23 protein-coding genes and 1 riboswitch are annotated in these 25,264 nt (G+C 69.5%); of the genes, 11 read left to right on the top strand and 12 right to left on the bottom strand.

Going from position 1 to position 25,264, the window contains the following annotated elements; translation table 11 throughout:
* The coding region (locus GVY39_RS32465; RefSeq protein ID WP_159989390.1) for a hypothetical protein at positions 1 to 232 on the top strand (232 nt) is incomplete at its 5' end.
* Between the two features lie 59 nt (positions 233 to 291).
* On the opposite strand, the gene helR is transcribed toward GVY39_RS32465, so the two are convergent.
* Positions 292 to 2,487 carry an RNA polymerase recycling motor ATPase HelR gene (helR, locus tag GVY39_RS32470; RefSeq protein ID WP_201295430.1) on the bottom strand — a complete coding sequence of 732 codons (2,196 nt, stop codon included), beginning with the start codon at positions 2,485 to 2,487 and terminating at the stop codon, positions 292 to 294.
* A gap of 580 nt (positions 2,488 to 3,067) precedes the next feature.
* On the opposite strand from helR, the gene GVY39_RS32475 reads away from it, so the two are divergent.
* Positions 3,068 to 3,421: a Fe-S protein gene (locus tag GVY39_RS32475; RefSeq protein WP_159930819.1), complete on the top strand. Its 354-nt coding sequence runs from the start codon at positions 3,068 to 3,070 to the stop codon at positions 3,419 to 3,421.
* A gap of 284 nt (positions 3,422 to 3,705) precedes the next feature.
* On the opposite strand, the gene GVY39_RS32480 is transcribed toward GVY39_RS32475, so the two are convergent.
* The 5 genes from GVY39_RS32480 to GVY39_RS32500 form a co-directional block, all read right to left on the bottom strand.
* Positions 3,706 to 4,917 carry a Dyp-type peroxidase gene (locus GVY39_RS32480; protein ID WP_159930818.1) on the bottom strand — a complete coding sequence of 404 codons (1,212 nt, stop codon included), beginning with the start codon at positions 4,915 to 4,917 and terminating at the stop codon, positions 3,706 to 3,708.
* A complete protein-coding gene (locus GVY39_RS32485; protein ID WP_159930817.1) occupies positions 4,910 to 5,482 on the bottom strand; it encodes a copper chaperone PCu(A)C in 573 nt (190 codons plus the stop codon). Before GVY39_RS32485 ends, GVY39_RS32480 begins: the two co-directional genes overlap by 8 nt.
* Positions 5,483 to 5,899: 417 nt before the next feature.
* Complete coding sequence (locus tag GVY39_RS32490) at positions 5,900 to 6,424, bottom strand: hypothetical protein (RefSeq protein WP_159930816.1); 525 nt, start codon at positions 6,422 to 6,424, stop codon at positions 5,900 to 5,902.
* Positions 6,425 to 6,596: 172 nt separating this feature from the next.
* Positions 6,597 to 7,301, bottom strand: coding sequence for an endonuclease/exonuclease/phosphatase family protein (locus GVY39_RS32495; protein ID WP_236565799.1), 705 nt, complete (start codon positions 7,299 to 7,301; stop codon positions 6,597 to 6,599).
* Positions 7,302 to 7,369: 68 nt separating this feature from the next.
* Positions 7,370 to 8,032, bottom strand: coding sequence for a TetR/AcrR family transcriptional regulator (locus tag GVY39_RS32500; RefSeq protein ID WP_159930814.1), 663 nt, complete (start codon positions 8,030 to 8,032; stop codon positions 7,370 to 7,372).
* Positions 8,033 to 8,116: 84 nt separating this feature from the next.
* On the opposite strand from GVY39_RS32500, the gene GVY39_RS32505 reads away from it, so the two are divergent.
* The 6 genes from GVY39_RS32505 (at position 8,117) to GVY39_RS32530 (ending at position 13,672) form a co-directional block, all read left to right on the top strand.
* Positions 8,117 to 9,253: a lipase family protein gene (locus GVY39_RS32505; RefSeq protein WP_159930813.1), complete on the top strand. Its 1,137-nt coding sequence runs from the start codon at positions 8,117 to 8,119 to the stop codon at positions 9,251 to 9,253.
* A 214-nt stretch (positions 9,254 to 9,467) separates the two neighbouring features.
* Positions 9,468 to 10,163, top strand: a complete 696-nt coding sequence (locus tag GVY39_RS32510) for a response regulator transcription factor (RefSeq protein WP_159930812.1) — start codon at positions 9,468 to 9,470, stop codon at positions 10,161 to 10,163.
* Complete coding sequence (locus GVY39_RS32515; protein WP_159930811.1) at positions 10,160 to 11,263, top strand: HAMP domain-containing sensor histidine kinase; 1,104 nt, start codon at positions 10,160 to 10,162, stop codon at positions 11,261 to 11,263. Before GVY39_RS32510 ends, GVY39_RS32515 begins: the two co-directional genes overlap by 4 nt.
* Positions 11,264 to 11,336: 73 nt before the next feature.
* Complete coding sequence (locus tag GVY39_RS32520; RefSeq protein ID WP_240679490.1) at positions 11,337 to 13,043, top strand: DUF4153 domain-containing protein; 1,707 nt, start codon at positions 11,337 to 11,339, stop codon at positions 13,041 to 13,043.
* Positions 13,044 to 13,077: 34 nt separating this feature from the next.
* On the top strand, positions 13,078 to 13,356 hold the full coding sequence (locus GVY39_RS32525) for a hypothetical protein (protein WP_159930810.1): 279 nt from the start codon (positions 13,078 to 13,080) through the stop codon (positions 13,354 to 13,356).
* Entirely contained in the window at positions 13,349 to 13,672 is a 324-nt protein-coding gene (locus tag GVY39_RS32530) for a CopG family transcriptional regulator (protein WP_159930809.1), read from the top strand. Before GVY39_RS32525 ends, GVY39_RS32530 begins: the two co-directional genes overlap by 8 nt.
* Before the next feature lie 37 nt (positions 13,673 to 13,709).
* On the opposite strand, the gene GVY39_RS32535 is transcribed toward GVY39_RS32530, so the two are convergent.
* From GVY39_RS32535 to GVY39_RS32550, 4 genes are all read right to left on the bottom strand, one after another.
* Positions 13,710 to 14,204, bottom strand: coding sequence for an LOG family protein (locus tag GVY39_RS32535; RefSeq protein WP_236565797.1), 495 nt, complete (start codon positions 14,202 to 14,204; stop codon positions 13,710 to 13,712).
* A 19-nt stretch (positions 14,205 to 14,223) separates the two neighbouring features.
* On the bottom strand, positions 14,224 to 15,057 hold the full coding sequence (locus GVY39_RS32540) for a DUF72 domain-containing protein (protein WP_159930807.1): 834 nt from the start codon (positions 15,055 to 15,057) through the stop codon (positions 14,224 to 14,226).
* A 21-nt stretch (positions 15,058 to 15,078) separates the two neighbouring features.
* Positions 15,079 to 16,446 (bottom strand): cytosine permease, encoded by a 1,368-nt coding sequence (locus tag GVY39_RS32545; protein WP_159930806.1) that lies wholly within the window; start codon positions 16,444 to 16,446, stop codon positions 15,079 to 15,081.
* A riboswitch (TPP riboswitch) is annotated at positions 16,442 to 16,558 on the bottom strand. It overlaps the preceding gene by 5 nt.
* Before the next feature lie 94 nt (positions 16,559 to 16,652).
* Positions 16,653 to 17,048 carry a hypothetical protein gene (locus tag GVY39_RS32550; protein WP_159930805.1) on the bottom strand — a complete coding sequence of 132 codons (396 nt, stop codon included), beginning with the start codon at positions 17,046 to 17,048 and terminating at the stop codon, positions 16,653 to 16,655.
* Between the two features lie 500 nt (positions 17,049 to 17,548).
* Between GVY39_RS32550 and GVY39_RS32555 the strand changes: the two genes are divergently transcribed.
* On the top strand, positions 17,549 to 18,796 hold the full coding sequence (locus tag GVY39_RS32555; RefSeq protein ID WP_159930820.1) for a cytochrome P450: 1,248 nt from the start codon (positions 17,549 to 17,551) through the stop codon (positions 18,794 to 18,796).
* Positions 18,797 to 18,811: 15 nt separating this feature from the next.
* On the opposite strand, the gene GVY39_RS32560 is transcribed toward GVY39_RS32555, so the two are convergent.
* Positions 18,812 to 20,011 carry a styrene monooxygenase/indole monooxygenase family protein gene (locus GVY39_RS32560; RefSeq protein ID WP_159930804.1) on the bottom strand — a complete coding sequence of 400 codons (1,200 nt, stop codon included), beginning with the start codon at positions 20,009 to 20,011 and terminating at the stop codon, positions 18,812 to 18,814.
* Positions 20,012 to 20,134: 123 nt separating this feature from the next.
* Here GVY39_RS32560 and GVY39_RS32565 point away from each other — a divergent pair, with 123 nt between their 5' ends.
* Complete coding sequence (locus tag GVY39_RS32565) at positions 20,135 to 22,690, top strand: AAA family ATPase (protein ID WP_159930803.1); 2,556 nt, start codon at positions 20,135 to 20,137, stop codon at positions 22,688 to 22,690.
* Between the two features lie 177 nt (positions 22,691 to 22,867).
* Here the strand turns inward: GVY39_RS32565 and GVY39_RS32570 are convergent, their stop codons facing one another.
* Positions 22,868 to 23,569 carry a TetR family transcriptional regulator gene (locus GVY39_RS32570; protein WP_159930802.1) on the bottom strand — a complete coding sequence of 234 codons (702 nt, stop codon included), beginning with the start codon at positions 23,567 to 23,569 and terminating at the stop codon, positions 22,868 to 22,870.
* A 77-nt stretch (positions 23,570 to 23,646) separates the two neighbouring features.
* On the opposite strand from GVY39_RS32570, the gene GVY39_RS32575 reads away from it, so the two are divergent.
* Positions 23,647 to 24,534, top strand: coding sequence for an alpha/beta hydrolase (locus GVY39_RS32575; protein WP_159930801.1), 888 nt, complete (start codon positions 23,647 to 23,649; stop codon positions 24,532 to 24,534).
* Positions 24,535 to 25,264 lie beyond the last annotated feature (730 nt).

Raw genomic sequence — 25,264 nt, forward strand, 5'->3', positions numbered from 1 at the left:
CGAGGCGATCGTCAAGGGCGAGAACATTCCGGAGCCGGGCATTCCGGAGTCGTTCAAGGTCTTGCTCAAGGAACTGCAGTCGCTGTGCTTGAACGTGGAGGTGCTGTCGTCCGACGGCGCCGCGATCCAATGGCACCACGGCGACGACGACGAACTCGATCGCACCGCGGCCAACCTCGGCATCACGCTGTCGCGCAACGAATCCGCGTCTGTCGAAGACCTCCCGAGCTGATCCGCCTCTCGAAGCTGCCGCGCCCGGACCTACGGGGCGCGGCAGCTCCTGCGGAATCGTTACGCCGACCGCCGATGCCCGGCCTGCGCCGGGGTACCGGTTCCGGCGAGTGCGGTCAGCGCCTGCGGCAAGGGCCCCTGGTGCAGGACGCCGAGGCGTTGGGTGGCGCGGGTGAGAGCGACGTAGAGCTCGGCCGCGCCGCGCGTTCCCTCGTCGAGGATCCGTTCCGGTTCCACGACGAGGACGGCGTCGAATTCGAGGCCCTTCGTCTCCGACGCCGCCACCGCGCCGGGCACACCCGCTGGCCCGATCACGACGCTGGTGCCTTCGCGGCCGGCTTCCTCCCGCACGAACTCTTCGATCGCGGCCGGTAGTTGGTCCTCGGTAACCTGCCGGGACCACGGCCGAACGCCGCAGGCGCGGACCGACTCCGGTGGCCGGACACCGGGTGCGAACTCGGCGAGGAGCGCGGCGGCGACGGTCATGATCTCCGCCGGAGTGCGGTAGTTCACCGACAGCGACCGATAGACCCAGCGGCCCGGCACGTACGGATCCAGCATCGTGTCCCACGATGTCGCTCCGGCTGCCGACCGGCGCTGGGCGAGATCGCCTACCACCGTGAAGGATCGGCTAGGGCACCGCCGCATCAGCACCCGCCAATCCATTTCGGACAGTTCTTGGGCCTCGTCCACCACGACGTGCCGATACGTCCAGTCCCGGTCGGCGGCGGCGCGTTCGGCGAGTGCGCGGGTATCGCGCTCGAGGAAGCGATCCGCCAGGTCCTCGGCGTAGAGCAGGTCCTGGGCGAGCAAGTGGTCCTCGTCGTCCATCAGGTCCTCGCGGCTGACCATGATGTCCAGCACGCCGGCGGCGTACGCTGCCTCGCGTTCCCGCTCGGCAGCCTGGTCGGCCGGCTTGTCGCGGCCGAGGAGATCGACCAGTTCGTCGAGCAGCGGCACGTCCGACACCGTCCAGGCGTCGCCGTCGGCGCGCAGCAGTGCCTGGTCGGAGCCTGCCGCACGCAACCGCTCGGGGGACGTATAGAGCTGTGCCAGCAGTATTTCCGGCGTCAAGATCGGCCACAGTTCGTCGAGCGCCGCGGTGAAGGCGTCATTCTCGGCGAGTTCCTGGAGCAGGTCAGCTCGCAGTTCTTCCCATGCGTCGCGGTCGGCCCGGGTCAGCCAGCCCCGGCCGATCCGGGCTATCGCGCGTTCGGTGAGGACATAGGTGACGATCTCACCGAAGACCGCGCGGGCCTCGTTGTGCGGCAACCCGCTCGCTCGCGCCTCCTCCCTGGCCCATTCCGCGGTCTCGGCGTCGATCCGCACCGTGACGTCGGCCAGTTCGATCGGCAGCGGATACTCCGGCAGCCGCTGCCGATCGGCGACCGCCGCCGCGAGTACGTCCAGAATCTTCAGCGAGCCCTTGATCCGAGCCGCTTCCGGAGTGTCCTCGGCGGTGACGCGCAGGCCGGGCACGAAGTCGCCGGTGGTCATGAACACCACGTCGGACTCGCCGAGCGACGGCAGCACCCGCCCGATGTGATTCAGGAACGCCGGGTTGGGCCCCACCACGAGCACACCGTGGCGTTGCATCCGCTCCCGCCGGGTGTAGAGGAGGTAGGCGACGCGGTGCAGTGCCACCACGGTCTTCCCGGTTCCCGGGCCACCCTCGATCACCAGCACCCCTGGATGGCCGAGCCGGATGATCCGGTCCTGCTCGGACTGGATGGTCGCCACGATGTCGCGCATTCCTTCACCGCGCGGCGCGTCGACCGCGGCGAGCAGCGCCGCGTCGCCGCGCTCGGCGCCATCGGGGCGACCGAGCACGTCGTCGGTGAAATCGACCACCTGCCGCCCGCGAGTGTGGAACTGGCGGCGCCGACGCATGTTCTCGGGCGACGCGGCGGTGGCCACATAGAACGCGCGCGCCGCAGGCGCCCGCCAATCCAGCAACAGCGGTTCGTACTCGTTCTCCTCGTCGAAAAGGCCGATCCGGCCGATGTAGGAGCGTTCGCCCGACAAGGCGTCCAGGCGACCGAAACACAGCCCGTTGTCCGCCACGTCCAGCCGCCGCGCCTCTTCGGCCAGTGCCCGCACCTCGACGTCGCGGTCCACGAGTGTCCCGCCGTTTCCCCGCAACGCCGCGCGGTAGCTTCCCTTCACCCGCTCGCGCTCGGCGTCGAGCCGTGTGTAGAGCCCGGCGACGTAGCTCCGCTCGGACCGCAATTCCTCTTCATACCCTGGAGTTGACACATGCCCTCACTTTCCTGGCTCGACGATGGCGCGTGGTTCACACCGACACCGGCGGGCCCCTCCTGGCTGATCGCGTCGAGCGGCAGCGTCGCGGCCATCGCCGCCCAGTCGCTGCGGCTCGTGCCGCCTGGGCAGGTACCGGCCTCGGCGGGCAATTCTGCGGCACGACCGGGGTCTTGCCGCAAGCCCCCTGGTGCGCTATATGTTGAAAGTGGAAAGGGGTATGTACCTTCCTTTCCATTGCGCGGGCGCCCCACGGCCAGGCTTTCGGCCACGGTGAGGAAGTCCCGTCACCCAGGCCCCCTGATGCACAGCCGAGGCGGCGGTGCCGTGGCCGTTCCGAATCCACGGTGGGAAGCACCGTCGCCCGGTTTCTCGACCATCGCGGCCAACGCTGGAAGACGCGGGATCGGCCCGATCCGTCCGGTTCTGTGCAGCAGACGGTGCACCGCGCGCGGGATTACCTCTGCGAGACGGATTGGGGCGGCTGGTATGCCGGGTTGCGTCGATCCGTCATAGGCGGGGCGACCCCGAACTCCGGTAGGTCAGAGCAGATGTGGCGGATGGATAAGCTGCTCACATGGAACTACTACGCAACATCGTAATACTTCTCCACATCGTCGGGTTCGCGGTCACCTTCGGTGCGTGGGTGACCGAAGCTGTCGCTCGCCGGTTCCGCACTACGCGGGTGATGGACTATGGATTGTTGCTATCGCTGCTCACCGGGTTGGTTTTGGCTGCACCCTGGCCGGAAGGCGTCGAGCTGAACTACCCGAAGCTCGGGTTCAAACTGGTGATCCTGATTGTGCTCGGCGGCGTTCTCGGCATGGGCAGTGCTCGTCAGCGGCGCACGGGTGCGCCCGTGCCGCGGCCACTGTTCATCGCTGTCGGTGTGCTCTCGTTCCTGGCCGCAGGCATCGCCGTCCTCTGGTGAGTCGGGTCGGCCGTTCCGGTTCGGTCCCGTTGCGGCTGTCCGGCGACTGGCGCGGGTCCCGCCGGGTCTGCCATTTCTCGGCATCCGTCGTCGACGCTGGGATGGTCACCGACTACGACTTGGTGGCCGCTTCCGCCGAGATCGGGCCCTCGGACGGCGGACCGGCGCACTGGCCGGCCCCATACCCCGCAGGTGTACTGGCTGTCGCCGGCATGTTCGTCGCCGTCTGTGGCACTGATGTGCTCGGCGCCGCCGGGTTCGTGCCTGGCGGCGCCGGACACATGTCAGCCCTCCAACAGCGACTGCCCGAGGTAACCGCCCGATGACGGGACTCCGGGTGGGATCACGAAGACCGCGGAACCGATCGGCGTCGTCCAGACATTGAGCGCGTCGAATTCCGCCAGCCTGCGCTGCACCGGAAGGAACTGCGTGTCCACGTCGCGCTGATAGGCGGCGAACAGCAGACCCGAGTTGGAGATCCGGCCCGGCGTGGGCGCGTCGTCGTAGTTGTAGCCACGTCGCAGGAAGCGCTCGCCGTCGTGCGTGTGATGAGCGCGAGCGATGTGCGATGACGGCGGAATGACCGGTATGCCGCTCGCGTCCACGGCCGTGAAGTCCGGTTCGTCGAACTCCTCGGTTCCGGTCAGCGGCGCACCGTTGGCAACGGTGCGGCCGACGGTGAGTTCTCTTTCTTCCCGGTCTATTTCGTCCCAGGTGTCCAGTGTCATCGCGATCCGCCGCAGCACGCACGACGTGCCGCCGCTCAGCCAAGGCTGGGTTGCGCCGTCGTCCCACACCAGACGGGTGAACTCCGGCGTGCCGGGCGTGAGGTTCACCGTGCCGTCGACCTGGCCCATCAGGTTGCGCGGCGTCTCGCCCGGTGCGGCATTGCGAAATCCGTGTTGCACCCAGCGCACGGTGACCAGTGAGGACACACTCCGGCACAGCACGCGCACCGCATGCGACACCGTGGTCGCCTCGTCGGCGCAGATCTGTAAGAGCAGATCGCCTCCGCTCCAGGCGGGTTCGAGCCGGTCGATCGCGAACGGCGGCAGCGGCCGCAGCCAGGACGGCCTGCGCTGCTCGAGACCGGCCGCCGGGAACACCGCGGGCCCGAAGCCGACGGTGACGGTGAGCCGTGCGGGACGCAGCGCGAGCTCGGGTTCGGTGTCCGCGAGGGCGGGCCTGCCCTGGGTGAGCCGGGCGGCGTCGCCGGTCCAGATCCTCAGCAGCCCGACTAGCTCCTCGCGCCGGACAACCGGTTTCAGATCGAAGGCGACGAACGCCGCGTGCGCCTGCGGGCTGGTGTCGACCCCGGCTTGGTGCGGCCCGTAGAACGGCACAGTCGCGTCCCCTGCCGACGGGGCGGGTTCCCGCCGTCCGCTGCGGGCGGCCGCGCCGAACCCGATGCCCGCGGCGCCCGCCGCGGCGGCGCCACCGCCGAGCAGGCGCCGCCGGGTGATCTGTGCGGGTCGCGGTCCGGTCCGATCAGCCACCGTGCGAGGGGGTCTGCGCGCCGGTATGGGGCTCGCCGCTCGCGTGGTCGGGCACGTAATTCTCCTGGTTGCCGGAGAAGTCGCGTACCTGGGCGGTGAACGTCGTGGTGGAGCCGTCGTCGAAGGTCAGGGTGACCGACGTCTCCGACCCCGTGCGGAGTGGTCCGCGCAGGCCCATGAACATAATGTGGTCACCGCCCGGCCGCAGCTGTGTGCGCCCGTGCGCGGGAATGACGAAGCCGCCGCTCTTGGGTCGCATCGCTTTCGTCCCGTTCACGTCGGTGACCACTTCGTGTAGCTCGATGCGCTCGGAGGCGGGACTGGTGGCCGAGACGATGGTGCGTGGCGTGTCGCCGGTGTTGGTCAGGTCGGCGAACGCGGCCGACATTCCGCTGTCGGCGGCCTTGACCCACTGATCGGAAATGGTCACGGCATCGGCCGATGCGGGGGTGGGTGTCTCCTCGGCCGTCGAGCAGGCGGTCAGGAGGAGGGGCACCGCAGCGGCGGCCAGCACACCGCGCAACAGACGAGCGGTGCGCGGCGCGGTGAAGGTGTTGATAGGCATGAGAACTCCGAAACTCGTTTGGTGTGGTGCGGCGCACCGACGGCGTCGAGCGGTTCGGCGGCAGCACATCGAACGGGGACGGACTTGGTAGGTCCGTCGCTTTGGGGACCAGCGCCGAACATGACGTTCGGCGCGACCAGGCCGGATCATCCGAAATCGACGTATGCGCGCGGAATTCCGCAGGGGCTGCGGCACTGCCGGGCGGACCCGAACGCGCTGACTCGCGGAACGCCCGAGAGCGCACCGGGTCTCGCGGTCGCCGTTGATCGGCTTTGTGCCGCGCGGGAATCGCGGTGGCATCCGTCGCCGCGGAGCGTCCGAGAGCCGCGATCCCAACTGATCACAGGCAACGGTCGGCCGACCGGGCAAGCGCTGGAGGACGGCGACCGAACCGATACTCGCCGGCGCGGTGGAGAGTCAGCGGCAGGGCGGGCCACGCAGGCCGGAGCCCGAGCTGAGCAGCAGGCGTCGTGGCTGGGGGAGAACACGACCGAACGCGAGCGAGCTGACCCGGACCGGCGCGCTGGGGCCGTCGGCGAGGATGCGCACCGTGCGATGCGCGTCGGAGGCCGCACGCAGGGCAGCCTTTTCGGCGGCGTGTATGAGCAGCGCGCCGAGCGGAACGGCCGCGAGATGCGTGCCGAGCATGACCGAGGTCGTGCCTGCGCCGTGGTGGTGCGCGGACGACAGAGAGAACGAAACGTGGACGGCGGCCTGCCCGACGGCCAGCGTGGCCATGATCTCGCCGAGCCCGTGCCGGTGGGGTCGCGCGGCGACCAGCACGCCGACCGCCGCGCATGCTGCCATCAGCATGGCGATCGGTGCGGCGCCGGGCGATATCGCACCGCCGCCGAATGCGTGCGCGGCGATGCTCACCGTCCCGGCCGCGGATCCGACGAACGCGCCGCGCCGCCGCGCCGCCACTACCGCCGGATTCCGCACCGAATCATACTACCGCCTGTCGTAGCCGTCGTCAGCATCGGATCGTGTCGCAGTCGGCTGTTGTGTCGATCTTCCGGCCCGCCCTCGACTCCGTTCTCCGGCTTGGGGAAACGGCAGCGAACCGCCTTCGGCGTGCGCCGCTATCGCCGGAAGCGGTCGATGCGGCGGCCGCTCAGACCAGGACGGTGGCGTGCACGATGTTGTGGTCGGACACTCCGCCGACGTCGTCGACCTGGGCGGGCGTGACGGTCGCGCCGTGCACGACCACATGATCGATGTGCTGGGACTTCGCGCCCGAGGAGCGCGGGCGGGTCGGGAGCGCGCCGTCGGCGCACTCGGCGACCACGAAGTCGTCGCCCAGCCCGGCCGCGACGGAGGCGCGGTCGGTGTTGAAGTCGCCCAGCAGTACCGTGGCGTCCTCCGGTACGTCGGTGGCGAGTGCGGCCAAGCGTGCGAGTTGGTCCGTGCGCCGGTGGTCACCGGTCACGTGGGTGGCGATCACCGTCAGTCCGCCCGCGTCGACGACGAGGGCGCCTTTGCCGTGATCCTGGGCGAAGGATTCGGCCGCGAGTTCCCTGCTCGGCTCGGCGGTGAGCACGACGAGGTACTCCCCGCCGTCGAGCAGGGAACTGGGTACGCGCCGAGGTGTCGGTAGCCGTTGGTACCGCATCGCGTGAAACGTCCGGTCGGGCAGAGCCAATCGCAGACTGGCCAGTTGATCGCCGCTGACTTCCTGCAACGCGATGATCCGTTCGGTGCGTTCGGCTACTCGCGCGGTCACCGCGGCGATCCGCGCGCCCTCGTCCGGCCATCGGGTCGCGACGTCCTCGTACCAGTTCTCGGCGTGGACGCGATGCAGGACGTTCCAAGTGGCCACCGTGATCACCTTCGCGATGGTATGCGAACCGGGTGAAACCGGTTGCGGTGCGGGGCCGACCCCGTCGCTCAGTCCGCGCCGGCGATGTCGATGCCGTGCTGGAGCGACGCTACCGCGCGATCGAGGATGCGATGCAAGGCCGCTGTCGAATGGTCCTCGCCCAGCATCCAATGGTCCAGACCGACGCCGAAGGCCGCGAAACACGCCGCGGCGGTGAGTTGCGGCCGCAGATCGTCGGCGCGCAGCCCGGCGCGGGCGGCGAAGTTCTCCGCCATCGCGCGCTGGCGTCCCAGCGCCCCGATGAAGTTTTCCCGGCGCAGTTCCGGGTTCCCGACCAGAAGTTGCCTGGCCCGGCGCGCCGTGTCGGCCTGACGGTTGCGCGACGGCGCGTCCTGCTCGTCGAGTAGAAAGTCGCCCAGCGCCCCGCGCAGCGCGGTCAACACCGATTCACCCGCCGGGCGCCGGTCGACCGCGGCGAGCAGCTGCGCCATCAGGTCTTCCTCGTGGCTGAACACCACCGCGAGTTTCGACGGAAAATGACGGTGGAAGGTACGCCGGGAGACCCGCGCCGCGTCGGCGATCTGCTGCACGGTGGTCTGCTCGAACCCGTGCGACTCGAACAGCCGCAGGGCCGCATCGACCAATTCCCGCCGCACCCGCGCCTTCTCGCGTTCGCGCGGACCGTTCACGCCCGTCATGCCCGCCATCCCCTTCGCGGTGTTCGCCGACATTGATGTCTCAAAGTGACACTTTATTGCAGAACCCGGCTACAGTGTCTCGTCGAGACACCGAGCAGAATTCGAGAGGCGGCGCCCATGTCGGTGCGACGTGCAGCAATCACCCTGGCCGTGGCGGTACTTCTCTTCGCGGGGCCTGCGATGGTTCCCGCGGCGGCCGACCCGGTAGCGCCGGATACAGCGCCGGGCGCGATCGCCACCGATCAGGCACTGCCCGAACAGCTTTGGATCGAGGGCACCGGAAGGGCCCGCCGTGTGACGTACTGGACCCGGACCTCCGACGACCGGCCTGCGCTGTCCAGCGGCGCCGTCTTCGTGCCCGCGGGGACGCCGCCGAGCGGTGGCTGGCCGGTGCTGTCCTGGGAACATGGGACGGTCGGCCTCGCCGACGAGTGCGCGCCTTCGACCGCGGGCCGCAGCAAACGAGATCTGGACTACCTGACGACTTGGATACGACAGGGGTACGCCGTCGTCGCGACCGACTACATCGGTCTGGGCACCCCCGGACCGCACGCGTACCTGGATGGACGTGCCGAGGCGCACGCGGCGATCGACATGGTGCGCGCGGCGCGCGCGGTCGATGATTCGCTGTCGTCGAAGTGGATCGCCATCGGCCAGTCCCAAGGTGGTGGCGCGGCGGTCTTCACCGCGTCCCTCGCCACCGGGTACGCCCCCGACCTCGACTATCGCGGCGCCGTCGCCACCGGCCCCGCCTCCAATATCGTCGAGGCCGCCTCTTTCCTCGGGCCCGATACGCCGGGGATCGACAACGCGCATCTCACCGCCTATCTCGCGTACGTGATGAACGGGCTGAAGGCAGCACGACCGGACTTCGACCTGGACAGCTATCTCAGCCCGGTCGGCAAGCAGTTGGCGACCGCCGCGGAGTCGCTGTGCTTCCAGCCGTTGGCCGATCGGGCGCGAGGAGTCCCGGTCGGCCGATTGTTCGCCCGCCCACTGGCCGACGGCGATTTCGTCGCCACCGCCCGTCCGGTCATGGACGTCCCGCTCGCGGGATACGACCGCCCGTTGTTCATCGGTCAGGGCACGAACGACACCGACGTGCCCACCCCGCTGACCGCGAAGCTGGTCGCCGATCTTGCATCGCACGGCGTCCGGCCCGAGCTGCACGTGTATCCGGGGAAGGACCACAGCGCGACCATGGCCGCGTCGTTGACCGACAGCATCCCGTTCGTCGCAAGTCTTTTCGCCTGATCCTGGGGCGAGGCGCTCAGGCGCGCGCCGCGGCGGGCTCGAGGTCGACGGCGTCCGGAAGCGGCACGGTGGTCTTGCGGACCGGGATGGCCACTTTCGGCGACAGGTGACCGTGGCCCCGGCCGTGAACGCGGCCCCGCGCGTCGGTTGATGCACACGAAATCTCCACAATCGACGCCGGATCTCTCCACAGCCGGTGGTTAGGGTTCGGTGCATGGAACACAGCGCACCGGCGCAGGGCGCACGGCGGATCCTGGTGGTGGACGACGAGATGACCATCGCGGAGTCCGTCGCGGCGCGCCTGCGGGCGGAGGGATTCACGGTCGATGTGGCGCACGACGGCCCGTCGGCGGTCACCGCCGCCGAGGCCGCGGAGCCCGATCTGGTGGTGCTCGACGTCATGCTGCCCGGGTTCGACGGACTGGAAGTGTGCCGCCGCATCCAGGCGCGCCGCCCGGTCCCCGTCCTCATGCTGACCGCGCGTGCCGACGAAACCGACCAGCTCGTCGGCTTGGGCGTCGGCGCGGACGACTATCTGACCAAGCCGTTCTCGCTGCGCGTGCTCGCCGCCCGGGTGCACGCGCTGTTGCGCCGGATGGACCGGGCGGCCGACCGCGACGGCGTGACGATACTGGTCGGCGATCTCCGCATCGATGTCGACCAGCGCCGGGTCTGGCGGGCGGACGTGGAGGCACGGCTCACGCCGTTGGAATTCGATCTGCTCGCCCGGCTGGCCCGTCGCCCGCGCATGGTGCTCGCGCGCGAGCGGCTGCTCGAAGACGTCTGGGACTGGTCGGACGCGGCGGGCACCCGCGCGGTCGACAGCCACATCAAGGCGTTGCGCCGAAAGCTCGGCTCCGATCTGATCCGCACCGTGCGTGGCGTCGGATACGCGTTGGAGGCCCGATGAGTGCCCAGCCCGCTCGCGCGCCGGAACAGCCGAACTCGGAAATAACCGGTGCCACCGGATCTCCCAGGTGGTGGCGGTGGGCGCGCCGGGTGAGCGACCAGGCGGCCGAACGCTTACCGCGGCCGCTGGACCCGGTGAAATCGATCAAGCTGAAACTCGCGATTCTCATGCTCTGCTCCGGTGGTGTCGCGTTCGGCTTCTTCCGGTTCAAGATCGGGTGGCTGCCGCCGCGCACTACGCTCGCCGCGGTGGTGATCGCGCTGGTGACCTCGCAGTTCCTCGCGCACGGCATCACAAGGCCGCTGCGGGAGATGACCGCGGCGGCGAAGCGGATGGCCCAAGGCGACTACACCCTGCGGGTGCGGGCCAGTTCCCGCGACGAAGTCGGCCAACTGGCCGAGGCGTTCAACCAGATGGCTGCCGACCTGGCCGCGGCCGACCAGCAGCGCCGCGACCTCATCGCGAATGTCTCGCACGAATTACGCACTCCCATCACGGCTTTGAACGCGGTATTGGAGAACCTGGTCGACGGTGTCTCCCAACCCGACCCGGCGACCTTGCGCACCGCACTCGCCCAGACCGAACGGCTGGCCCTGCTCGTCTCCGAACTGCTCGACCTCTCCAGTATCGAAGCCGGCGCCTTCCCGCTCGATCGCGAGGACGTGCCCATCGCACCGCTGTTGGCCGACGTCGTCGCCGAAGCGGAGGTCATGACGGCCGCGCTCGGGCGCGGTGTGCGCTTCCGCGCCGACGTGGCCTCCGGCGCCGACCGTGTGTACGCCGACCGTGCGCGTCTGCACCAGGTGCTGCTCAATCTGCTCGACAACGCCGCTCGGCACGGGCCCGCGGGCGGGGAAGTCCGTCTAGCCGTGCGCGCGTCGCCGGGTGAGGTCGTGATCGACGTGGAGGACGACGGTCCCGGCATCCCGCCCGCCGAACGCGCCCGGGTGTTCGACCGGTTCACCCGAGGTGGCCGCACCGCCGGTGGCGGCACCGGACTCGGCCTCGCCATCTCCCGCTGGGTGATCGACCTGCACGGCGGCACCATCGCCGTCGCCGATCCCGGCTCCCGCATCCGGGTGGTTCTGCCCGGACGCTGACCTGCCACACCATACGACCCGGGTCCCAGGACGGACCCGGGGTGATCGCGCACGCCTATCGAAGGACCGAAGCATGTCCACAGAACCCGAATCCCCCGCGACACCCTCGGGGGACGAAGTGCCCCCTGTTTCGACAGGCGCCTCCGCCGAGGGGGCGACGGATGCCGGCGAGGCGCCCGCCGCCCCTCCGGCTCCGGCGGTGGATACACCGGCGCCACCAGGTCGAGGGAAGGAGGCGGAGGGGACCGCCGCGTCCCCGGCGCGGTCCGGCGACACCTCGGCTCCGATGTCGCCGGTGGTGGTGCCGACCTTTGAATCACGACCGCCCAAGTGGCGTCGCGTGGCCCGCCCTCCCGGCGTGGCGCTCGCCGCCGCCACCTCCGGGCTGGCCGCCGCGATACTCATCCAGTGGGACCGGCCCGGTATCGGATGGGTCCTCGCCGCCGCCATCTCCGCGGCGGCGGTCTGGATCGTCGACCGCAACGCGCGCAGAGGCGTGCCGATCGTTACCGCGGCTGAAGCCGAAACGACGCCCGAAAAGTCCGCATCCTCGATGTCTTTCGCCCATCGAACCCGCTATGCCGGTCGGCTGTGGTGGGCGGCGCTCGCGCTCGCGCTGTTCGCGGTGGGCGCAGTGCGCGCCGCGGGTTGGTTGTTCGCGCTGTGCGTCGTCGCGGCATGTGTCGCCGGTTCGCTGGCGGTGGTGGGCCGCCGCTCGGCGAACGGCTTCCTCTACGACGCCCTCGCCGTCGGGCTCGAGGCGCTGGACGCCGTGCCGTGGGCGTACGAGGGCACTGCCCGGGTGCGCGGCGGCATCGCGTCACGCGGGGGGCGGCTGGGGCTGTCGGTGGCGGTGACCGTCGCGCTGCTCGCGGTGTTCGTTCCGCTACTCGGCAGCGCCGACGCGATGTTCGCCGCGCTGCTCGAGACCGTGACGCCGGACCTCGACGCGCCGTCGGTGCTGCGGTGGATCGTCCTGTTCGCGGTGGTCGCACTCGGCGCGCTCGGCGCGATGTTCGTGCTGGCCGCGCCGCCGCCGCCCGCCACAGCGGCAGCGGGTGGGCGGACCTTGCGCCGAGCGGAATGGGTGCTGCCGGTCGGTGCGGTCGCGATCCTGTTCGCGGCGTTCGTCGCGACCCAGTTCGTCGTGCTCTTCGGCGGCGACGACTATGTCCAGGACACCTCGGGTCTGACCTACGCCGAGTACGCGCGTACCGGGTTCTGGCAGCTGTCGGCCGTCACCGTGCTGACCCTGGCGGTGCTGATGGTCGTGCTGCGCTGGGCCGCCCAGGACACGGCCGCCGACCGGTGGTGGCTGCGTGGGCTGCTCACGGCGGTGAGCGTGCTCGCGCTGGTCATCGTCGCCTCAGCGCTCGGCCGGATGTGGACCTATCAGCAAGCCTACGGCTTCACGGTGCTGCGCCTGCTGGTGGAAGCCTGCGAACTGTGGCTGGGCCTGGTCTATGTGCTGGTCCTGCTCGCGGTCGTGCGGTTGCGCCGGTCCTGGTTGCCGCGTGCCGTGCTGGGCACCGCGATGGCCACCCTGTTGGCACTGGCCGTCCTCGACCCGGAGCGATGGATCGCCGAAGAGAACATCGATCGCTGGGAGCGGGGCAAATCGCTGGACACTCAGTACTTGGTCACGCTTTCGCCGGATGCCCTGCCCGCGACCGACCGGCTCCCCGAGCCGCTGCGCACGCAGATGCGCACCCGGCTGCGGGCCGATCTCGACGGGGACACCTGGCAGAGCTGGAATCTGTCCCGGGCGAGAGCGCGATGAGCCCGCATGCAATATACTTGTATTATCGCTGATCGTGGGTTATAACTGGCCCGAGTGGGCACTGTTGTCGCTGGTGGGAATCGACCCGCGCGAAGTGCTGCAGGTGCTCATGGGCGCCCGCCGATGGCCTCGGCAGGCGCGTGGCCGGAACGAGCTCGCGGTCCTCACGGTGTGGGGCCGGACCGAGGCAGGCCGGCCACTCATCGTCGCTGTCCGCCGCACCGAGGGCTGGCAGTGGGACATCCTGGGCGCGGTCGAGATGACCGAGGCTCAGGTGGCCGAACTCGAGCGTTGGGAGCACGCCGATGACTGACTATCCGACGAACCCGAAGGACGTCCAGGACTTCCTGTCCGGTCTCGAATACACCGACGCGCCCGTGGACCCGGCCCAGTTGCCCCCGCCGCTGCGCGCCGAGGACACGGTCACCGTCACCACGTCGCTGCGCATCCCGCTCGAGCTGCATCAACGGGTGAAGAAGGCCGCCCAGCAGCGGAATGTGACCATGTCCGCCCTCATCCGCGACTGGATCGAGCTGGAATTGACCGCCTTGGAGAACGACCAGCCCATCTCGCGCGCCGACGCCTTGCGGGCGCTGGCCGCCCTGCACCCGTTGCGCCAGTCGGCCTGACCGGCTCGAGGGTGGGAGGCTTCGAGGGGCGCGGCGATCAGGCTGAATCATTCCGGGCCGCACCGATTCCGTCGAGCGCCCGACGCACCGCCTCGGCCGGGTCGGTGGCAGGCGCCGTCGCCGACATCGGACGACCATTCGAGTCGCGAACCTCCCAACCTCCCAGGGAGACCACCGGAATCCCTCCGCGCCGCCGCGCGAGCGCGACCTCCGACAGCGTGCCCCACGAGCCGCCGATGACGATCACGGCATCGGCCGATTCGACCAGAATCGCGTTGCGGGCCTCACCCATACGGGTGAACAACACCGCCGACAAACCGGGGCAGACCGCGTCGCGATCGGTGTCCGGTCGCACCCCGATCACCAGCCCGCCGGCACGCGACGCCCCGTCGGCGACCGCGGCCATCACCCCGGACCCACCGCCGCACAGCACGGTCACTCCCGCCTGCGCCAAGAGGTCGCCGACCGTGCACGCCCACTGCGCTTCCTGCTCAGTGCACTCTCTCGGCCCGCAAACCGCGACCTGCCGCACCGGCGCCACCTCCCTGTCCTCACCCCGCCGGTCGCGGTGACACGACCGGCTCGAGCCGTTCCCGCAACGCGATGGCATCGCGCGGCGCCATCACCTTCGCGTCGTTGTCGAAATAGGTGTACACGTCGCCGGATTCGGCCCACGAGCGGATCTTCTCCGCCCACATGTCCAAGCCCTCGTCGGTGTAACCGCTGACGTAGAGCTCGTCGTGTCCGTGTAATCGGATGTAGACGAAATCGGCGGTGACCTCTTCGAGCAGCGGATACTTGCCCGCGGCGTCGGCGACGACGAGCGCCACGCCGTGGCGGGTGAGCAGTTCGGTGAACGCCGGGGTCACGAAGCTGTCGTGCCGTATCTCCAGAGCATGCCGCATCGGCCGGTCGGCGTCGGTGCTCGTGTACGCGGGGTCGACACGGTGATCGTGGCGGCGCGCGATCTCGGCGGCCTGCTCGGTGCTGCGGGGGAGCCGGGACAGGAAAGCGTCCAGAACATCGGCGTCGAAGCGGAAGGTCGGAGGCAGCTGCCAGAGAATCGGCCCCAACTTGGGGCCGAGCGCCAGCGGGCCGGACGCGAGGAAGTTGGCCAGCAGCTCGTCACCGTCGCGCAGGCGCTTCATGTGGGTAATGAACCGGCTGCCCTTCACCGCGAACACGAAATCGCCCGGGGTCTGCTCTGCCCAGCGCTGGTAGCTCGACGGGCGCTGCAGCGAATAGAACGAGCCGTTGATCTCGACGCTGTCGAGACGCTCCGCGAGATAGGTTAATTCGCGCTTGTGCGTCAGTCCCTCGGGATAGAAGGTTCCGCGCCAAGGCGGGTACACCCATCCCGACGTGCCGATCCGGATCTGGCTCATCTCTCCATGGTGGCAAATCCGCTACGCCGACGCGCTACTCGCCGTGACCCGGCCGACCAGCCACGCCACCGCGAGGGCCGCCAAGAACGACAGCAGCGATGCGCTCATCCACGCCTGCCCGGTGAAGTGCAGAGCCCGGCGCAGCGCATCCCAGAAATCGGTCCACACACCCGCGTCGCCCGGATTGACCAGTTGATACACCGCGAATCCGGTCAGCCACGCGACCACCATTCCCCACCGGGCCGGCGCGTCCGGCGCGGTGTTCCACACACGCTCGGCGCGCAGGAAGAAGTCCGCGACAAGCACTCCGAGCAGCGGCACGAACACCGAGCCGATCAGCCCGAGGAACCCGAAGTAGTTCGCCATGTCCAACCGCAGCGCCAAGACGGTGATCAGCGCGCCGACGCCGATCGACAGCACCCGGCGGTCGACGCGCGGCGCGAGATTCTGGACCGACACCGCCGTGGAGTAGACGTTGGCGAAGGATTGATCCGCCTCCCGCAAGACGAAGACGAAGAAGAACAGCGCACCGAGGCTCACGTGTAAGAACGACGCATACGGCCCGCCCTCGCCGGTCGCCAGCGCCAGCGCGAACAGGCCGAGGACATAGGCGACGATCTGGGTGAGCGCGTACGCGCCGCCTGCGGCGCCGAAGGCGGCGCGGCCGGTGCGGGCATGACGGGTGTAGTCGGCGGCGACCGGCACCCACGAGATGGAGACGGCCAGCGCGGCGTCGGTGGCGATCCAGAAGAGGTTCCAATCGACGCCGAACGGGCCGCCGCCGCTCGGTCCCGGGTTCGCTCGCAGATCGGGCAGACCGGCGCGGAAGAACTGGATGTAGAACCAGATCAGGGCGACCACGACGCCGGCCGTCACGAACCGGCGCAGCAACCGGACCGACCCGAGCGGCCAGATGGTGAGCAGTGTCGTGAGCACGCCCGCGGCGACCACGTAGAGCCAGTGCGGACCTCCGCCGAACAGTTCTTCGGCCGCATCGCCGATGACGATCAGCTCGAAGGTTCCCCAGCCGATCAACTGAGCGATATTGAGCAGCGTGGGCAGGTAACTGAGTTTCGCGCCGAACAGCCCGCGCAGCAGGACCATCGCGGGTTGTCCCGTGCGCGCGCCCGTCAGCGCCGCGGCGCCGAGCATCAGGCCGCCCACAACGGTGCCCAGGACGGTCGCCAGGATGCCCGCCGCGATCGAGATCCGCGCGGATCCCTCGGAATTCGGCGCGAGTACCGTGTACGCGCCGGAGAACGCGAAGAGGCTGACACCGAGGTTGGCCCAGAACGCACTCTGGTCCCAGAACGAGAGCACCTTCGGTGCGGGCTGGCCGAGGGTCAGCGGGGCTTCGTGCCCCGCGCTCGCGCGAGTCGGCGACGACATGACGGAAACGCTCTCCCTACGCCGGCATTACCCGGACAGGTTCATGCGGTCGGCGAAGCGTTTCCGTTCGCCCTCTCAGCCCGGCCGTGCCCGAGCTCCCGCGGTGCTGTGATTCCGGCGAATAGTACACCCGCACCAGTTCCCGCGACCCAGAGCGGGACGCCCCAGGCGGTGGCGGGTTACCGCCGTCGCGGTTGTCTCGGATCTCAGCCCATGAGGAAGGAGGCGGCGAACCACGCGAGCACGACCAGCACCGCGCCGATCAGCGCGCCCGGGAACAATGCCCGACCTTGCCTGGCTGCCATGCCCGACAGCAGCGCGCCCACGGCGAATCCCACGATCCCGCCACCGACCATGATCCACAGACCCGCACTGGTGTCCACGCGGCACTCCGGCTTGGAGTCGCAGACGCCGCCCGCCATCAGAAACCACGGCGCGAGGACCGCCGACATCGCGGCCAGCGTCGCGGGCAGGAGCCACAGCAGTGCGGTGAGGACGAGATCCGTACTGCGGGGCGGCTCGACCGCGCGAATCTCGGGCTCGCGCGTGGGATAGCCGGAGGGCGTCGTGCCTTGGGACACCTGGTTCAGGTAACCGTGCATCGTGTCTCGCTATCGCTTGTCGGTGGAGTCGACCGGGCCGATGGAAGTTATACACCAGCGCCCCGCACGTGGAAGTGCTTGTGCTCCCGCGCATGCGAGCACCCCGGTGGCCGATCGTCCGCCCACCGGACCCGGTCGCGGGCGCGCCGCCCGCAGCGAACGCGCGGCACCACAACGCGATTCGCGGGCACGTGCCCGCCCGGGTTGCCGGCAGCCGGTGCTCCTGGCACGGGCGACGGCGCGGATCGGTCGGCGAGAAGCGTCGAATCCGGTTGGCATGCGGTGAAAAACGTCGCATCGGCGCAGGTGACCTGCTGCTACCGATGCCCGGTAACTACCTAAGCGACCATCGTGTGTGTCGATCCGCTCCGCGGTCGGGACGACGCGTCGCACGGGTGCACCGCAAGGACCGAAAGACAACGACGTTCCGGCGCTCCGCGTCGAGCTCGCCCGATCGCACTCGCCGAAGACGCTTCTACTGTGGGAGTCGCACATTGACCATGCCCCGAGATGACCAGACCACGCGCAGCCCCGGTACCCACCGCGGGTCGCCCATCGACAACGACATCGACCGGGTAGCACTGCATTCCCCGGAGTTCGCCGCCGATCCGCATCGCGCCTACCGGGACATGCGCGCCCGCTACGGTTCTATGGCGCCGGTCGAGCTGGCGCCGGGCGTGCCCGCGACTCTGGTGCTGCGGTATCACACCGCCGTGCGAATCCTGCACGATCCCCAGCACTTTCCCGCGGACCCGCGCACCTGGGAGGCGAGTGTCCCCGCGGACTGCCCGGTGCTACCGGTGCTGCAGTGGCGTCCGAACGCCTTGCGCAGCACGGGCGAAGCACACGAGCGCTACCGCCAGGCCAACACCGCGAGCATCGACGCCGTCAACCTGCACGTCCTGCACGAAACGGTGGAGCGGATCGCGGTCCCGCTCATCAACGCCTTCTGCGAGGTCGGCAGCGCAGACCTGGTCTCCCAGTACGCATTGCCGCTGGCCTTCGAAATGGTCAACGCCATGCTCGGCTGCCCCCCGGAGATCGGCCAGGAGGTCGCCGCCGCCACCGCCGCCGTGTTCGACGGGGTGGACGCGGAGGAAGGCAACCGCATGCTCAGCACCGCGCTGCTGCGGCTGCTCGAACTCAAGCGCGCCGAGCCGGGTGACGACATCACCACCCGGCTGCTGCAGCATCCGGCGGACTTGGACGATATGGAGCTGATCCACCAGCTCGTCGTGCTCTACGGGGCGGGCATCGAACCGCTACAGAACTTGATCATCAACACGCTGGTGCTGATCCTCACCGACGACCGATTCGGCGGCAACGTTCTCGGCGGCAGCCTGTCCACCCGCGACGCTCTGGACGAGGTTCTGTTCACCGACCCGCCGATGGCGAACTTCTCGGTCACCTATCCACGGCAGCCGATCCTGATCGACGACGTCTGGCTGCCCGCCCACCAACCCGTCGTCATCAGCTTCGCCGCCTGCAACAACGATCCGGAAGTCAGTGGGCGCGGCCACAGCGGCAACCGGTCGCATCTGGCGTGGGGCGCCGGACCACACGCCTGTCCCGCGCGCAGCCCGGCGTATCTGATCTGCCAGGACGCGGTCGACCAGTTATTGGACGCACTGCCGGAACTGCGGCCCGCCGTGCCGGTGCACGAATTGACCTGGCGGCCCGGGCCATTTCACCGAGCCCTGACCGCACTTCCGGTCGTCTTCCCCGCCACGCCGCCCTGGCAACCCTGAGCCGCCGCGGATCGTTCAGGACGGCACGCCCGCCAACCGGGCAAGGTTCGCCGGGCGTGCGAAGGTGTCGGCGAAGGCATCTCCCAGCGTCGTGTCGTGCTGCGCGGCGAGCATCATCTGCTGCATCGCCGGGGGCGGGTCGAGCACCGTCGCCGTCCACCGTGCGGCGGGGTGTGCGACGGCGGTGAGCCACGGCGCCGCGGCCCAGTCCATCCACGCCCGGTTGTAGGGACCGTTCGGGTCGTGCAAAATCGCCTCGCCATAGCGGATCGCGCAGTGCACGGCGTTGTTGGCGCCCTGGGCGCCGCCCGGATCCATTCGGCACACGACGTCGCCTCCGCCCAGCACCGGCCGACCCGACGGCAGAGTGCCCACCGGACGGCGCATAGCGGGCGTCACCGCGCCCACCAGCGTCGCCCCGGCATCGGTCGGTTCGGCCCTGCGGTAGCGCTGGGCGATCTGCGCGGGCAGGTGCGCGTCGAGCAGCTGCCTGGCCTGCGCCCAGCGTTGCGCGGGCGTGCCGCGCTGGTCGAACACATCCAGCGCCCCGCCAGGCCGCGCCTCGAAAAGCAACATCTCGCAGCGGCGTTCCCGCCCCGGCGGTCCGGTCAGGCCGGGATAGGAGATCACTTCACCGTGCTCGGGCAGCGCGGTGTAGCAGCCGAGGCGATCGGGATCCGGCTCGACACCGTCCAGGTACAGCACCGCGAGCCGCCGTAACGGCGCGGCATGCGCCGGCCACGCCGGATCGGGCTCGAAGCAGCCGGCGAGCTCGCCTCTGGCGCGGGTGACCACGGTCAGGTCGTAGCCGCTGGCGTGGCGGTCGAGTTCGGCCACCGACGGCTCGGCGATCCGCAGGTCACCGCCCGCGGCCAAGTACTCGCCGAGCCAGCGTGCGAACACCGTTCGCTGATCCACGCTCTGCGCGGGGCGCGCGAATCGTCCGGTCCAGGTGACCAACGCCGCCCGGTCGACGGCCATGGTGAACCGGATGCCCTCGATGTTCGGCGCGCTGGAGCGCCAGAAGCCCAGGCCCAAATCCGACTCCAAGTCCAGCGTCGCCGGGAACTTGACCTGGGTGCTGGTCACCGAGCCCCCGAGGACGGCGTCCGCGTCCCGATCGGTCACCAGCGTGACGGGCCGGCCGCCGCGCAGCAGTCGATGGGCGAGGGGTAACCCGCATTCGCCCGCCCCGATCACGAGTATCTGTCCCACCGTCGTGTCCTTCCGGTTGTGCGATCGACTGCCGCGATAGCCAAATGGTCCGCGCATAGGTGGATAGGGCACATCGGTAGAGACCCGCGAATCGCGGCCGCAACACGACTACGCTGCCCAGTTGTGTCAGTAGGACGTGCTTCGGGCCCCGGGCTGCCGCCCGCGGCCGCCAGCGACTTCGTGGGCCGCGAACGTGAGCTGGAGAAGATCGGGATGGCCCTGCTCGGCGGAACCCGCCTGGTCACCCTGATCGGTGCGGGCGGCATCGGCAAGACCCGGCTGGCCACCGAAGCCGTCCACCGGTTCCAGAAGGCCCGGCGCGTGCCGGTGCACTGGGTGCGCTTGGCTCTGCTGTCCGGGGACGCCGACGCGGCCGCGGTCGAGGAACAGGTCGCCCGCTCGGTGATCGATGCCGACTTCTCCGGCAGGTCGGCGTGGGAAGCGGTGCTGGACACGCTGCGCCGCCGCGACGCGGTCGGTCGCACCCTGCAGACGATCCTGGTCATGGACAACTGCGAACACGTCCTGGACGGTGCGGGCCGGGTGATCGCCGACCTGCTCGACGCGGTGCCCGGCTTGACCGTGCTGGCCACCAGCCGCGAGGCGATCGGGTGGGTCGACGAGCAGTTGGTTCCGGTGCCCGCGCTGTCGCGGGAGCAGGCGCTGACCCTGTTCCGCGCCCGCGCGGACCTGACCGGGCACACCGTCGCCGAGGACGAGAGCGAGCTGGCCGTGGCGATCTGCCGGCACGTGCACAACCATCCGCTCTACATTCGGCTTGCCGCCGCGCGGCTGTCGCGGCAGCCGCTGCCGATGATCCTGCGCGATCTCAGCGGCACTGCGGGCGACCGGCGGCTGCACTGGTCGCACGGCCCGCGTGTCGGCGCGGACGCACGGCACCAGGGCATTCGCGACGTCATCGCCTGGTCCTATGACCTGTGCCGGGACAAAGAGCGGCTGTTGTTCGACCGCCTGTCGGTGTTCGCGGCCGGCTACGACATCGACCACGAGGAGGCCGGTGCGCCAGGGTTGGACGTGGGCGCCGAGCTGGAAGCGATCGAAGCGGTATGCGCCGACGACGAGCCCCGCGGCCACGACGGATTGGCCCGTGCCGAAATCGAGGGCCTGCTCGAGCGGCTGGCGGATCAGTCTCTGGTCTCGGTCCACCTGACCGCGACCACGGTGCGCTACTCGCTGCTGGAAAGTTTCCGGGTGTTCGCGCAGCAGCGTTTGGCCGAACGCGGCGCGGAAGCCGACCGGCTGGCGCGCAGGCACCGCCGCTACTACCGCGACAAGGTCGCCGCGGCCGCGGCCGGATGGTTCGGCCCGGCCGAGCAACAGCTGTTGGACTGGGCGCGGGCGGCCTGGGACAACTTGCTGTGCGCCATGGAAGGCAGCCTCGCCACCCCGGGAGAGGCGGCGGTCGGGCTGGAGATCGCCGCCGGGCTGATCGCCCTGCGTAGCCCGTTCTTCACCGGCTCACTGCGTGAACCACGCCGGTGGGCCGAGCGCACGCTGGCCGCCAGCCGGGACCTGGATCCGCAGCCGGTGGCACTACAAGTCACGGCGATGTCGCTGATCGCCTGGATCAGTCTGTGCCAAGGGATGCACCACGACGCCGAGCGCATGCTCGACGAATGCGTCGCACTCTGCGTGGCCGACGCCGCCACCCGCTCACGATGGCGGGAGCAGCCAGAGCAAGATTTCGATCTACCCGCTGCGGTGGAGTTCGCCCGTGGCGCCGAACTGATGGTGGTCGGGCGCGATGTTCGCGCGATCGGCGTCCTGGCCCGGTCCCGGGCGCGATTCGCCGCGGACGGAGAACGCGGCGGCGTCGCGATGAGTGAGCTGTTCGAGGCGCTGGCCGCCGCGTTCTTGGGCACGCCCGAGCAGGCACTGGAGCTCTGCCGCACCCACCTGGATCACGCGGAGCGGTCCGGGGCACGGTGGGCGGCGTCATGGGCGGGGTTGGCGTGGGTGATCGCGTTGACCAAGCACGGCGACCCGAACGAAGCGCTCGCCGTGGGGCGGACGACACTGTCGAATCAGCTGGCGATGCGCGATCGGTGGGGTGCGATGTGGGCCACCCATATCCGCGCGTGGACGCTGGCGCGCCTGATCGCCACCGCGGGCGACCAGCGCTCCGACGCCGTGACGGCATGGGCGCGCGAAATCGCGCGCCTGGCAGGCGGAAACGCCACGCTGCGCGAGGAGCTCGGCGTGGACATCGCTAACCTGGGCCCGTTCGCCACCGAGACCGAGATCGCCGCCGAAACTGCCCGAGCGGTCCTGGGTGAGACTGCCTTCGCCGACGCGGAACGAGAGGGTGCGCTACTGCGGCCCGAGCTCGGCGAGGTGGCGCAGCTGGCGCTGGGAAACTTGTCGATGGACCGGCTGCCCGTCGAGCATCCGGTGCGGCGCAGCAGGCCGTCGCACTGGTCGGAACTGTCGACTGCCGAACAGGAAGTGGCGGTCCTGGCGGCGGCGGGCTGGACGAACACCGCCATCGCCGCCAGGCGCGGCAGCTCCTTCAAGACCGTCGACGCGCAAATGGCCGCGATCTTGCAGAAACTGATGATCAGGTCACGGGAGGACATCCGCGCTCTCGTGCCCGCCGATCGCCAGTCCGAAGTGATTGAGGAGGCCGCGCGCAAGCCACGGCGCGCCCGGCGTTCGTGATCGGGCCGGCTGAATCGTTGCGCGCTCCATCGAGTGGCCGACCGAGCTCGATTCGCTCTGTCGACGAGGGCTGAAAGTCATGGGGAGACATCGACTGACATCTTGGGCACCGGCTGCCCGGCACGGTGCTGGGGGAACGCTCCGGCCATTGCAGTCTCAGAATCAATCTCATAATCTTTAGATTTTGAGATAGCGATAGATGGTGGCCCTGGAGACTTTGAAACGGGCGGCTATCTCCTCAGCGCTGTGCCCTTCGGCGTACAGGGCGCCTGCTTGCAGGATCTGCTCTTCGCCGAGTAGGGCGCGTCGTCCGCCGTTGCGTCCCCGGGCGCGCCCGCGCGTCCGGGGTTCGGCCGGTCTGCCCAGCAGCGCCCCGGCGCCGTCCAGGATCAGGCTTCGCAGACGGTCGGCCGGTTCGCCGCGGAACAGCACTACCGGGTCGGCCAGCCCGGCTACCACCTGCGAGGCTCGCACCCGCTGCTCGAGTCCGCCGCCCGGACCGGCCACCAGCTCGTTGGCCAGGGCGATCGCGGCGCGGAAGCGGTCGGCGACCGGCGCCTGCACCAGCAGCGTCATGTCCTTCACCAGCATGGTGAGCGTGTGGCGGTGACGCAGGTGCACGTCGACATAGCCCTCGATCGCCCGCCAGCGCACCTCCTCGGCACTGTCGCACGACTCGGCCTGGGCCAGTACCGCCTCCAATTCGTCCAGCAGCGGCACCGTGAGCTGGTGAAGGATCTCGTCCTTGGAATCGAAGTGGTAGTAGAGGGCGGCCTTCGTGATACCCACCTCGTCCGCGATGGCCTGCATGGAGGTGGCGCGGTAGCCGCGGGCGGCGAAGAGGACGCGCGCCGCCTCCAGTATCCGCTCGGATGTCATGAGTTCACTTACCTGCGGTCAGTTTCTTCGTTAGAGTACTTACCGACAGTCAGTCTATTGCCGTTGGGATGATCTGTATGCGAACCAAGGTGTCGTTCACCGCCGCAGGCGTCCGGTGCGCCGGCTACCTCTACTTGCCCGCCGATACCGGACCAGCGCCGTGCGTGGTGCTCTGCCACGGCTTCAGCGGGACGATGGACCGCCTCTTCGACTACGCCGAGCGCTTCGCTGCCGAGGGCTTCGCTGCGCTGGTCTTCGACTATCGAGGCTTCGGTGAGAGCGACGGCGAGCCACGCCAGCTGCCCGACATCGGTGGCCAACTCGCCGATATCCGCGCCGCCGTGGCCTGCGCCCGAGCCCACGAGCGCGTCGACCCCGGCAGGGTGCTGCTCTGGGGCAACTCGCTGGGTGGCGCGCACGCGATCACCGTGGCCGCCAGCGATTCCCGGATCGCGGCAGTGGTAGCGCAGATTCCCTTCAACGGATTTCCGAAGAAGGTCGAGGGGCGGTCGACCGCTGACACGCTGAGCCTGCTGGGCGCGATCGTCTGGGATGCCCTACGGGGGAAGCTGGGTCTGCGGCCCTACTACATCCCCATGGTGGGACGGCCGGGAGAACTCGCCGTGACCGCGACTCCCGAGGCCGACCAGCATATTCGGACTCTCACCGGTGGGCGGGAGACCTTGTGGCGCAACAGCATCGCGCCCAGGGGACTGCTGGGGATGATGCGCTATCGCCCCGCCGAAGCGGCGGCCGGCCTGGCCTGTCCCTTGTTGGTCTGCGTCGCCGCCGAGGACCAGGAGACGCCGCTGAACATCACCCGAGAGTTGGCCGACCGTGCGCCGCGAGGCGAACTGCGCGTCTACCCCGGTACCCACTTCAGCTTCTACACCGACCCCAGCCTCCGGAGTCGTGTGGTGGCCGACCAGATCGACTTCTACCGCCGGACAACAGCAACGGTGTGATCCACCCTGCCCATGGGGAGCGACCAACTGACGCCACGATCGGGCGCGCTGTGGTCCCGCGATGATCCGGGCGGGAAGCGTTCGACCACAGTGTTTTCCCGGGCGGGCATGTGGGTGTTCGGGCCGGAGTCAGCGTCCGCGGGACGGTCTCGACGGCATCTCGGCGAGAGGGGTGGCGTGGTCGCGGCGTCATCGGAGCCGGTCTATTTCGCGGAGGGATAGCTGACATACCGGCCGACCTGCTCTGGGCGACAACCGGGTTCGCGCGCCGTTGCCTGTGGCGACACCCGTCGAAACGGGCACGGGCGTGTGGCCGCGCGGACCGGTACTCTGGATCGAGGGTGGCCGCGCAGGCATTAAGTTACTGCGAATTTCACGATCTCACCCGCGATTTACTCGGTATTGTGTACCATATGTTATCGCAGGTTCGCTCTCTTATAGGAGTGGGCCGGGGTCGAGGATTCGGCCCGGCAGAAGGACTCCGTTGTCCCGTACGGATGTATCCGTCCGAGACGCGGACGACGTCGAGGGATTGGGTGTGGCCGAATGCGTGTATCTGCTCCGATAACGGTGTCGGCTTTGGTTGTTGCTGGTGTGGTGGTGAGTGGTTCGGGGGTGCAGTCGCCGGTGGGGGTGTCGGCGCCGCGGGCGCCGGAGGTGTTGGCGGCGGCGTCGGGTGGGGGTGTGGCGGGTGGGTCGTCGGGGGTGGTGGGGTGGTTGCCGGTGTCGG

This window comes from Nocardia sp. CY15, from assembly GCF_009829295.1.
Classification (GTDB): Bacteria; Actinomycetota; Actinomycetes; order Mycobacteriales; family Mycobacteriaceae; genus Nocardia; species Nocardia sputi.